Annotated in this window: 5 protein-coding genes; 2 read left to right on the top strand and 3 right to left on the bottom strand. The window is 42.2% G+C overall.

Annotation, left to right across the window (positions count from 1 at the left end; all coding sequences use genetic code 11):
* Window positions 1-307: 307 nt before the first annotated feature.
* Together DWX84_RS18885 and DWX84_RS18880 are read left to right on the top strand one after the other, a co-directional pair.
* On the top strand, window positions 308-3,250 hold the full coding sequence (locus DWX84_RS18885; RefSeq protein WP_083434122.1) for a SusC/RagA family TonB-linked outer membrane protein: 2,943 nt from the start codon (window positions 308-310) through the stop codon (window positions 3,248-3,250).
* Window positions 3,251-3,263: 13 nt separating this feature from the next.
* Window positions 3,264-4,808, top strand: a complete 1,545-nt coding sequence (locus DWX84_RS18880) for a SusD/RagB family nutrient-binding outer membrane lipoprotein (protein WP_005865336.1) — start codon at window positions 3,264-3,266, stop codon at window positions 4,806-4,808.
* Window positions 4,809-4,903: 95 nt separating this feature from the next.
* On the opposite strand, the gene DWX84_RS18875 is transcribed toward DWX84_RS18880, so the two are convergent.
* From DWX84_RS18875 to DWX84_RS18865, 3 genes are all read right to left on the bottom strand, one after another.
* Window positions 4,904-6,376: an ATP-binding cassette domain-containing protein gene (locus DWX84_RS18875; RefSeq protein ID WP_048927757.1), complete on the bottom strand. Its 1,473-nt coding sequence runs from the start codon at window positions 6,374-6,376 to the stop codon at window positions 4,904-4,906.
* A gap of 136 nt (window positions 6,377-6,512) precedes the next feature.
* Window positions 6,513-8,000 (bottom strand): SusD/RagB family nutrient-binding outer membrane lipoprotein, encoded by a 1,488-nt coding sequence (locus DWX84_RS18870; protein ID WP_008771696.1) that lies wholly within the window; start codon window positions 7,998-8,000, stop codon window positions 6,513-6,515.
* Window positions 8,001-8,025: 25 nt separating this feature from the next.
* The gene (locus tag DWX84_RS18865; protein ID WP_048927756.1) at window positions 8,026-11,271 is read right to left on the bottom strand and encodes a SusC/RagA family TonB-linked outer membrane protein; all 3,246 of its coding nucleotides are present in this window, start codon (window positions 11,269-11,271) and stop codon (window positions 8,026-8,028) included.
* Between the last annotated feature and the right edge of the window lie 170 nt (window positions 11,272-11,441).

Here is an 11,441-nt window from a genome sequence, read left to right as displayed (position 1 = left end):
GAAGAGCTTAGTTGCGGATTTGAGGATAATTAAAAAATTTCAATAAAATAATAAGAAAAGATAAACGGGGTAGAAAATTTGGAGACTTTTTTAGCCCCTAATTTAAATATTATAATATATACACAAGAGATTACGGCTTACATCAAGTATAAAGAATTACATATTTAACACTTTGAGAGATAAAAATATACATAAAATAACAGCGAACGATTCCTGCGTACATCATGATTTTCAGACTATAACGAGGTTCCGCGAAAACTAAGTAATAATAAAAAATAACCTATTATTCATAGGTTCCGCGAAGACTCTGGTATTCTCTTATGTGGGAATGGTGGCGAAAGAAGTTCCTATCGAGCCTGTAATGAAAGTGGAGCTACAATCAGGGGCACAGAACCTAAGTGAAGTCGTTATTACGGCCATGGGTATCTCCAAAGAGAAAAAAGCTTTAGGTTATGCGGTACAAGATGTAAAATCTGATGAATTAACGCAAGCGGCAAACTCCAGCCTATCGGGAGCCTTACAAGGAAAAGTCTCCGGATTAGAGATTAAGCCATCTAGCGGTATGCCCGGCGCTTCTTCTCAGATAACGATTCGTGGAGCCCGTTCATTTACGGGGGATAACTCTCCTCTATATGTTGTAGATGGCATGCCTATTTCTTCTGCCGCAGACATGAGTACTTACGATAGCGTTAGCGGAGCAGATTATGCGAACCGAGCAGTCGATATCGATCCTAACGATATCGAGAGCATTAACATCCTGAAAGGACAAGCAGCTTCCGCCTTGTATGGTATCCGTGCCTCTAATGGTGTAATCGTTATTACAACAAAAAGTGGTAAAGGGGCAAAAAAAGGGAAACCACAAGTATCGTTTTCTTCTAACTTGAGTTTTGACAAGATTTCCAGAAAACCTCATCTTCAGAACATATACGCTCAAGGTAGTAACGGTAAATTCAATCCTAACGCTTCAACTAGCTGGGGACCTAAAATCTCAGAATTACCCAATGATCCTACCTACGGAGGAAATACAGATAATACATACACCAAGCAATCGGGCAAACATGAAGGTATGTATTACGTTCCTCAACGTGCCAATGCAGGAATGGATCCATGGACTACTCCACAAATTTATGATAATATAGGAGAGTTCTTTGATTTAGGTACGACTTGGAACAATTCATTAAATGTCGCACAAGCATTGGATAGAGGCTCTTATTCCTTTTCTTTGGGTAGTACTACCCAAGATGGTATAGTCCCAACTACAGGTATGGATCGTTACAATGTAAAATTAACAGCGGAATCCCGATTGGAAGAGCATTGGACTACCGGTTTTTCCGGAAACTTCGTGAATTCAAAAATCCAAAAATCGACCGGAGCTAATGACGGTATCGTGGCGACCGTATATCCCGCACCCGCTCATTATGATTTAGCAGGTATACCATCCCATTATGCCAATAATTTATACCAACAAAACACGTATCGTGGTACAGGGGGATTCGACGCTGCTTATTGGTCTGTCAACAACAACGAATTTACAGAAAAGACCAATCGTTTCTTTGGTAACGCATATGTAAACTTCGGTACAAAATTCAATACCGAAAATCATAAGTTAGATGTAAAATATCAAATGGGGGTAGATGCTTATACTACCCATTATCAAGACATTTGGGGATATGGACATGCGAACGGAAAAGGACAGATAGAAAACTCGGGATGGACAACAACAACGTTCAACTCTCTATTAACCGCGACTTACGCATGGAAGATCTCCGAAGCTTGGGACTTTGATGCCTTACTAGGTAATGAGATCGTACAAGACAATAATAAATATTACTGGCAATATGGTGGTACATATAATTTCCCGGGATGGAATCACATCAATAACACCGTAACTAAAGATAATGAAGAAAAACAGAGCAGCCAACGTACAGTAGGTTTCTTTGGCAGTCTTTCTGCTTCGTATAAGAATATGTTATATTTAAATGTTACGGGCCGTAATGACTATGTATCTACAATGCCGGCAGGTAACCGCTCATTTTTCTACCCCTCCGTATCGGTAGGCTGGATATTGACAGAATTAGAACCTTTAAAGAATGAAATCGTAAATTACGCAAAAATACGTGCTTCGTACGCTGAGGTTGGACAAGCCGGGAAATACTATCAGAACTACTATACGACTCCTTCTTTTGGTGGAGGATTTTATAGCGGGACACCTTTGATGTATCCTATCGATAGCCAAAATGCTTTCACGGAATATGGGATCGTGTATGACCCTAATTTGAAACCTCAAAATACTCGTTCTTATGAACTAGGAGCGGATATTAGTTTCTTCAACAATTTGGTATCGATTAATTACACTTACTCTCGCCAAAATGTAAAAGATCAAATTTTCGAAGTACCATTAGCTTCTTCCACGGGATCAAGCAGTTTTATGACAAATGGAGGAAAGATTCACACGAACGCTCATGAGTTAACGGTGAATATCAATCCAATCCGTTTGAAGAATGTAGATTGGAATATCGGGATCAACTGGAGTAAGATCGATAATTATGTAGATGAATTGGCTCCCGGAGTAGAAAGTATCTTCTTAGGCGGATTTACGACTCCTCAAGTACGTGCGGGTATTGGTGATAAATTCCCGGTAATATACGGAGTCTCTTACGCAAGAGACGATAACGGTAACTTGATTGTCGACGAGGATGGAGTTCCCATGGCTGGTAAAGATGATGTAATCGGTAAAGTCTCTCCTGATTTCATCCTTGGTTTCAATACAAATTTACGTTTGTGGAAATTCAACATTAGCGCTGTATTCGACTGGAAGCAAGGAGGACAGATTTATTGTGGTACAAATGGTCTTCTTGACATGTATGGTGTAAGTAAAAACACTGAAAATCGAGAAGGATCATTCCTTGTTGAAGGAGTTAAGGAAGATGGTTCCAAAAACACGACACCTATATCCGGAGCGAACGAGATGCAACATTATTATGAGACTATCAATAATATCAATGAATCTTCCGTATATAATAGCTCGTTTATTAAATTAAGAGAATTAGCTGTTAGTTATCCTGTATTCCAGAAAAAATGGTTAGAAGTCAACTTGAATGTTTTCGCAAGAAATATCTTGGTTTGGTCCGAACTTGCTAACATAGACCCGGAATCCACTCAAGGAAACACGAATATGGCTGGTTCTTTTGAACGTTTCTCATTACCAACAACTTCTAGTTACGGTTTTGGTCTAAATGTTAAATTCTAAAATGATTACTCATATGAATAAATATAAGTTAACGCATGGATTATTGGCTCTGGCATTGCTGGCAGTTCCTATGATTTCTTGTACAGATAGCGTAATGGACGATATTAATGTAGACAAAAATCACGCACAGGATGTACAAGCCAAATTTATTGTAACAGACTTGATCACTTCTACCGCATTCAGCACCGTAGGAGGCGATTTCTCTACTTATGCATCTGTATATATTGAGCAAGAAGCAGGTATTCATAATCAGTTATTCAATGCCGAGACTCGAAATGGAGAACCATCTTCAACAAATACTTATAACAATGTATGGTCTTCTACCTATACCAACCTAAAGAACGCTAAAACAGTAATAGCTAAGTGTTCCGGAGAAGGAGAAGAAGCAGGTAACCAAATCACGCTAGGAATCGGACAGTTTTTCGCCGCCTATAACCTAGCGGTACTTACCGATTTATTTGGAGATGTGCCTTGGACAGAAGCTTGCGATATGAATATTAGCATGCAGCCTAAAATAGACTCTCAAGAATCTATTTACAGTGACATCTTTAAATTAATAGATGACGCTATCAGTAATTTCGATGGTACAGATGCCATGGGAGCGGTAGGAACAAATGATCTGGCTTATGGGGGCAACGGAGGTAAATGGAAAAAAGCGGCTTACGCCTTAAAAGCCCGATTAACAATGCATCTCTTAAATAGAGCATCGGACAAGACCGCTTCATTGAACACTGTCCTAGATTGCATATCTAAATCGTTTGAATCTTCAAGCGAAGAGTTAAAATTTAATTTCTATGATGGTGTCACCAATATCAATCCTCTATTTGGGTTCTGCTTTACTCGTGATGCTCTAGCCGCTAGCCAAAGTATAGTGGAAAAGTTTGTAGAACGTAACGATCCGAGGGGAACACGTGCCTTTATGGACCCGGACTGGGTACAACGTGAAGATCCTTCAGAGGTTAACGCCGCACCAAACGGGAAGCCTGAACAAGTGCAATTCACATACGACACTTCCATATTTTATGGCTCTTCTTTAGCTCCGACAATGATGCTAAGTTATCATGAATTATTATTCCTGAAAGCAGAAGCTCTTTGTCGATTGAATAAAAAAGACGAGGCTGAACCAATACTAAAAGAGGCGATACAAGTAGCATTTAATAACATGAATCGTTCTATCCAAGCAACGATCAATTGCCCGGATTTATTAAATTATGGAGGGGCTACAGCAAAAGCCGATCTAACAGAAGAGGTTGCCGCTGAATATTTTGATAAGAACGTAAAACCGTTATTCGAGGCTAACCCGCTGAAAGAAACCATGATCCAGAAATATCTTGCTTTCTTTGGCGCATCAGGTGAGGCTGTCGAGGCTTATAACGATTATCGTAGATTAAAAGCGGCGGGTGAAGACTTTATCACATTAAAAAATAAAGGTAAATTCCCATTACGCTTCATTTATGGCTCTGGTGACGCAACAGCAAATAACAATATCAAGGAAGCTGTTGGCGATGGCCAATATGTATACAGCGAACCGGTCTGGTGGGCGGGTGGTAGCCGTTAAATGACCTTATAAATTCATAGTTATGATTTTTTCAATTCATACTTATCTTTTGAAAAATCATAACTATGTTTTTTTCAAGTCCTTATAAGGATAATTTACGCATGCTTCACTAGCTCGAACCGCTTGTCTACGCAAGCAGGTAATTCATGCGGGTAATGGGTTACGTAAATCAAGGTTTTTCCCGGGCGATCGCAGAATTGCTCGATAATAGCAGCCGCCTTTTTCTTATTGCTCACATCCAGACCGTGGAGAGGCTCATCTAATATAATTAAATCGGGATCTTTCACGAAAGCTCTCGCTAATAAAGCCAAACGTTGTTCTCCCGATGATAAGGTCAAGAATAAACGGTCTTTCAAATGTTCGATGCCAAAAACTTTCATCCACTCCAAGGCTACCGTTTCTTGCTCCGCATTACACTTACGAAACAAGCCGATCGAATCGAAAAAGCCGGAACCGACAATATTCAAGGTAGGGACATTCTCTTTATAATATAAGTGCATCTCCGGCGATACATATCCGATACGCTTCTTGATATCCCAAATACTTTCCCCGGAACCTCTCTTTCTATCAAACAAATACAACGTATTCGCATACGACTGGGGATTATCCGCGTAAACCAAACTCAGCAAGGTAGATTTACCAGCGCCATTCGGACCGAATAACGCCCACTTCTCCCCATTCTTGATTTCCCAATCCAAATCTTTCAAGATCGTACGGCTACCATAGCGTATTTTCACATGTTCCATGCGTAAAGTCACCTCATGTAAAGAGGCTATCTTGTTCATATCCACAGGCAAACGAACCTTTCCAACTTCCTCGCATGCATGAATGCCTTCCGTTGGAAAAAGACGGGCGATTAATTCCGTATCCGACATAAACTCCTCTCGAGTCAGCGGAGGCAAGCAAGTACAATCATGGATAGGCAATACATGCGTGATCATTGCCGGTATGTCATTGGGGTTAGATAATAACAAGACAACTTGAACACCATTCAATTTTGTCATTTGCCCCAGCATCTCTACCAATAAATCCCGGGAAGGAGCGTCTAAGCCGATAAAAGGATTATCCAAGATCAAGACACGAGGACGGCTAAGCAACGTCCTGACAATCAAGAATTTTCGTAATTCACCACTTGATAAGAAGATCAACCGCTTAGGCAATAAATCCTCTATACCGAAAAGAGTCAATATCTTCGCTAAATTATCAGAGCCCGCATATTCCTTCAACAATTCCTCGACAATAGGCATCTCCTCCGTCTCTGTCGAATGCCAACGCTGTTGGTAATAAGAATTCCGGCAATCCGCCAACGAATAAATATCCTTAAACGCTATGCTCTTGATAAAGTCACTCACCTTACCATCCCCGGAGAACACGACCTCACCTTCCTTAAAAGCGAATTTACGCTGCATAATATCCGCTATCAAGGTTTTACCAGCACCATTCGGACCGATTACAGCCCATTGCTGCCCTTCATCAATTCTCCAATTCACGGGTGTCGTAAACCGCAATTCCGGCAAACGAGTAACGATATTCTTAATATCGACCACCATCATTCCTTCTTTTTCCATCTTTTTTCTAAATAAGCCGGACAAAGGTACATAGTTTATTTAAAAATGACAGCATAATGACAAAAAAAGGGGCCACTCATCACGAGCAGCCCCTCTATAGTATACAGGCACTTGGTATGTCTATGTTAACTAGTAGTTAATGAACGCCTGTACGTGTATCCCACCACATTTGTTTACCCCACAAATTATCCACGACTTCCGCATCAAACGGAGCGCAATTCGCATTGTTCAAATTACGTTCCTTATCAGGATACGGAGAGCGGAACGGGGGTACGTTATGATTAGAATAGTTTGCCGGACGGCCCGGAGCCGGATACAAGTTGTCTGGCACGCCTGTACGGCGATACAATGACCAACCTTCCATTCCTTGCTTGAACATGGCAACCCATTCCTCATAATAAATCTGTTTCTTATCATTCGTGAACTTACCCGCGTTCGCAAGGTAATCCGCTATATCTTCGGCAGATACGCTATTCTCTTCCATGGAATAGGTAACAGCCTTATTGTATGCGTCCTCTGCGGAGATTCCGGTATTCCATCCCAACATAGATGCCTCAGCGACACAGAACCAAGGCTCAGCGACACGCATATAAGGAGAAAAACCAGCCAAGTCCGTGAAGAAACGTGCTCCCCAAATGGAATATTTAGAAGCTACCGCATTCGCTTTCGCCCCGATCGTATAACCTACATACTTAGGCTCACCGGCCTCCACACTTTCTTTTGTGGGTTGGAAATAAGATGAGCAACGAGGGTCCTCACGTGTATTCATATGATCCACGATCACGTCTGCGGCACAATACTCCGTCTTACGTGTACGATAACCGTCTGCCATCGGTTCGTAATAGTTGGGGTCTGTTCCGATCCACCAGAAGAAAGCATTATCATCGTTGCTTTCCATGATCGGATACTTAGTGGGATTACCCATGACTTCCTCTACGGTCTCCTTAGCCAACGCCGGGGAAACCTCTGAGATACGCATCGCTAAACGAAGACGCATAGAATTACAATATCTCTGCCACTTCTCGATATCACCACCGAATAACAAGTCTCCCTCGCCTAAGTCATCACTACCACCATCGGCAAAGCCATCCGCAGCTTCCTTCAACGTAGCCAATAAGCCCGGATAAATATCCTCTTGCTTATCGTATTTCGGCTGCAAGACCCCATCTGTCATCTTAGCGGCATCCGTATAAGGGACATCCCGCCAACGATCCGTGGCTACCTGCATCAAATGAACCTGCATAACCTTCGATACGTTCAGCATATTAGGAGTCTCATTAAACGTGGCACGCTTCTCGATATCTTTTAGGTTATTCAATATACGATACAAATACTCCCAGTTCGTATCCTGTACACCCGTACGGAAATTATAGCGGGACTCGTCGATATAAGTCATCTTCGAAGCATATCCGCAGAAAGTCATCGGCTCATCCATCGCGAACCACCGATCATACAGACGATAGGATGTGTAATATAAAGAATACGCCAGAAGATTCGTCGTAGGCACATCCGTAGGGCTATCCGGGTCTGTATTGACCTCCTCAAACGAATCGGTACACGAGCTACCGAATACAGTAGCACCGACCATCATAGCCATCATGAAATTCTTGATATATCTTTTCATATTAAATTCCTCAGATTAATGTTGATTAAAATGTTACACCTAATTTAAGACCAAAGCTACGAGAAGGAGGATAAGAGTTGGACTCAAAACCTACACCAGAGTTAAATCCTCTGCTTGTAGCCGTAGTCTCGGGGTCATCGCCACCGGTACTTGTAGACTCCGGATCAATATGAGCGATATTTGACTTATGCACCCAAAGCAACGCCAAGTTCGTACCAACCAATGATACATGAGCGGCCTTGATACATTTAGTCTTCTCTAGAATTGATTTCGGGAAATTATACGTCAGGTGAGCCTCACGCAATTTCAAGTAAGAACCATCGAATACCGACATCTCACAAATCGTATAATAATTATAGAAGAAGTCCTCCGCGTTGACAGCGACATCATTAATCTTACCATCAGCGGTCTTGAAGACCTTGTCCGTCATATAATTCTGGCCAAGTACGACGCCATTCTCACGCAAATCGCCTTCTGCTGTGTGTTTCAAGATACCTGTCTGAGAACCGAATGCTTGTGTAACAGAATACACGTCACCGCCCAAACGGAAATCCAATAAGAAACCGAAGCTCCAATCCTTATAAGAGAACTCATTGCTGAAACCAGCCAACCACTTCGGCGTAACATCACCGATCTCTTTTCCAGCCTCGTAGACAGGAATACCATCCTCTACCAAGATCGAGCCATCCTCATTATATACGTAACCTGTACCTACCAAAGTACCCCAGCTCTTACCGACCATAGCATAGTTCTTCACGCTCCAGCTACTACCGATTTGGTAAGCGTCCAAGGACTGTCCGGTAACGGGATCTGTATAAAGCTCATCGATTCGGCTCTTATCCTTCGCCCAGTTCAACGTAGCCGTCCAGTTGAATCCCTTCGGATTCTTGATGATATCACCGGATACCTGCAACTCGACACCCTTGTTGCTGATCTTTCCAGCGTTGATATACATAGAGGTATAACCAGTAGAGGTAGCCACGTTCGCATTCATGATCTGATCGCTCGTCACCTTATTATAATATGCGGCATCAATATGCAAACGATTGTTGAACAAATTAGCCTCAACACCAACTTCCCAAGTCTTTACGCTCTCCGGACGAAGATTTGTAGGAGGAAGGATTGTCGGATTATAGAACAATGTAGTACCATTGAACGAAGAACTGATCAATGAATAATAAGCGTTCGAACGATACGGGTCCGTTGCGGAACCGATCTTTGCCCAACCACCACGTAATTTCAAGAAATTCAAATAATCGCCATTTTGCAATCCGGGGAATGTCTCGGTCAAGATCCAGCTACCACTGAAAGAAGGATAGAAGAAAGCGTCCTTGATCGTAGAGTCCCAGTCATTACGGACACTGACCTCGGCATAAGCCATATTCTTGTAGCCGATAGAGGCATTAGCGTATACAGAGTTTGAACGACGTTTCTCATGGTCGTTCAAGGTGTACGGGGTTCCATGAGCGTTCGCTACGGTAAACAACCCCTCTGCGGTCAATTCGTCCGCACCTGTCCCCATGATAGCTGTTTGATAATCACGATAGTTGGCTCCAGCCAAACCATTCAAGGCCCAATCACCGAAGTTCTTGTTCACGTAGGCGATAAAGTCTGCGTTAAACTCAGTCATCGAACGGTCGAAGCTACGGAAATATCCATTCGGATAGTCGATATTCCATAAAATACGAGAGAACTGATTAGAATCGTAATGATCCAAGCCCATACGACCTTCAAACTTTAACCAATCGGTCGGTTTGATATACAAAGAGGTCTTGCCATAGAAACGATTACGATCATAACTATTGGTATTCTTATTCAATGTCCAATACGGATTCGCATGGAAAGACTGTATCCAGTTATAATGCGTATATTTTCCATACTCATCCACTTGATCCCAATTATTCTTCAAATCCTTCAAATCAACTTGACGACCAAACCACTGCATGATAGACTGCAAAGCATTCGTACTGTTATATCCCGTACCCGGCAAGTTCGCACTTTTCGTGCGAATATAATTCGCGGACAAGTCGAAATCAATATACTTATTAAACGTCATTTTCGTGTTCACCGCCATAGCATAGCGCTTCTGATCAGTGTTCGGGGTCGTACCGCCTTGATCACGGAAAGATAAAGACGCGCGTGTAGACGTTTTATCCGTAGAGGCAGACAAAGCCACCGTATGATTCATAGAATAACCCGTTTGGAAGAAATTCTTGATATTGTCCGGGCAGGAAACCCAAGGAGTAGCCTGACGCACGCCATCGATCACCGGGCTATTGTATTGCGGCAAATTCAATCCGATATCCAAGCGAGGTCCCCAAGACTCATCCGCGTTATCGTTGATACCACTCCCCATACCATCTACATAATTGTAACCATTCTCCAAGGCAAAAGCTTGATAATCGCCAGAATATCCCCCCGCTTGCGCTTCCTTCCAATCATACTCGGAAGCGTAATAGCCTTGTCCGTACTTATTCTGCAATCTAGGCAAATTATAAACCCGGTCAATCGTGATATCACCCTCATAAGAGATAGATACACCCTTGTCTTTCTTACCGGATTTAGTAGTAACCAAGATAACGCCATTACCGGCACGCATACCATACAAAGCGGCAGATCCACCCTTTAACACAGAGATAGACTCTATATCCTCCGGATTAATATCATTCAAGCCGGAACCCAAGTTTACAGTGGCACCTTTCGCATTATCATTAGCGATAGGCACACCGTCCACGACGATCAACGGTTGGTTATTACCAAAAGAGGAATTACCGCGAACCACGATATTCTGCGACGCACCAACCTGTCCACCTTGAGAAGTAATCTGCACACCGGCGATCTTACCGGAAAGTGAGGTCGCCAAGCTCTGTTGGCCAGCTTTTGTCAACTCATCAGATTTCACCTCTTGCAGGGCATAACCCAAGGCTTTCTTCTCACGAGTCAAACCCATAGCGGTTACAACCACCTCATCCAACGCTTTTGAATCCGAGTCCAAAACAACGTTGATCACGGATGCCACAGGGACTTCCTTCGTTTTCAATCCTACATAAGAAATAAAGATCATCTTAGCGTCTCTCGGTACATCTAAACTAAAGTTTCCCTCAAAGTCCGTAACCGTACCAATCGTAGTGCCTTTCACAACGACAGCCGCACCGATCACGGGTTGCTGATCTTCCGATGATATAACATTACCTGTTATCTTCATCGTCTGTGCCGTTGCGACTCCTATGCCTATAAACAAGCATAATAACAAAAAAGTCAACCTTCTCATAAACACACTTTTTATTTAACAATTAATTATTTAAATCAAAATTCACACATAACTTACCATAGTTTACGAAGAACTTAGTTTATAACAGCAGGATTATACATGCATATATATAAAATTACATTAAAATATTTACTTTACTTTTACATACAATCACACATACACCTAATCTT

The sequence above is a fragment of the Parabacteroides sp. AF21-43 genome (genome assembly GCF_003635435.1).
GTDB classification, from domain to species: Bacteria; Bacteroidota; Bacteroidia; order Bacteroidales; family Tannerellaceae; genus Parabacteroides; species Parabacteroides distasonis.
Note: the sequence above shows the minus strand (reverse complement) of the source record. Positions and strands in the feature narration are given on the sequence as shown.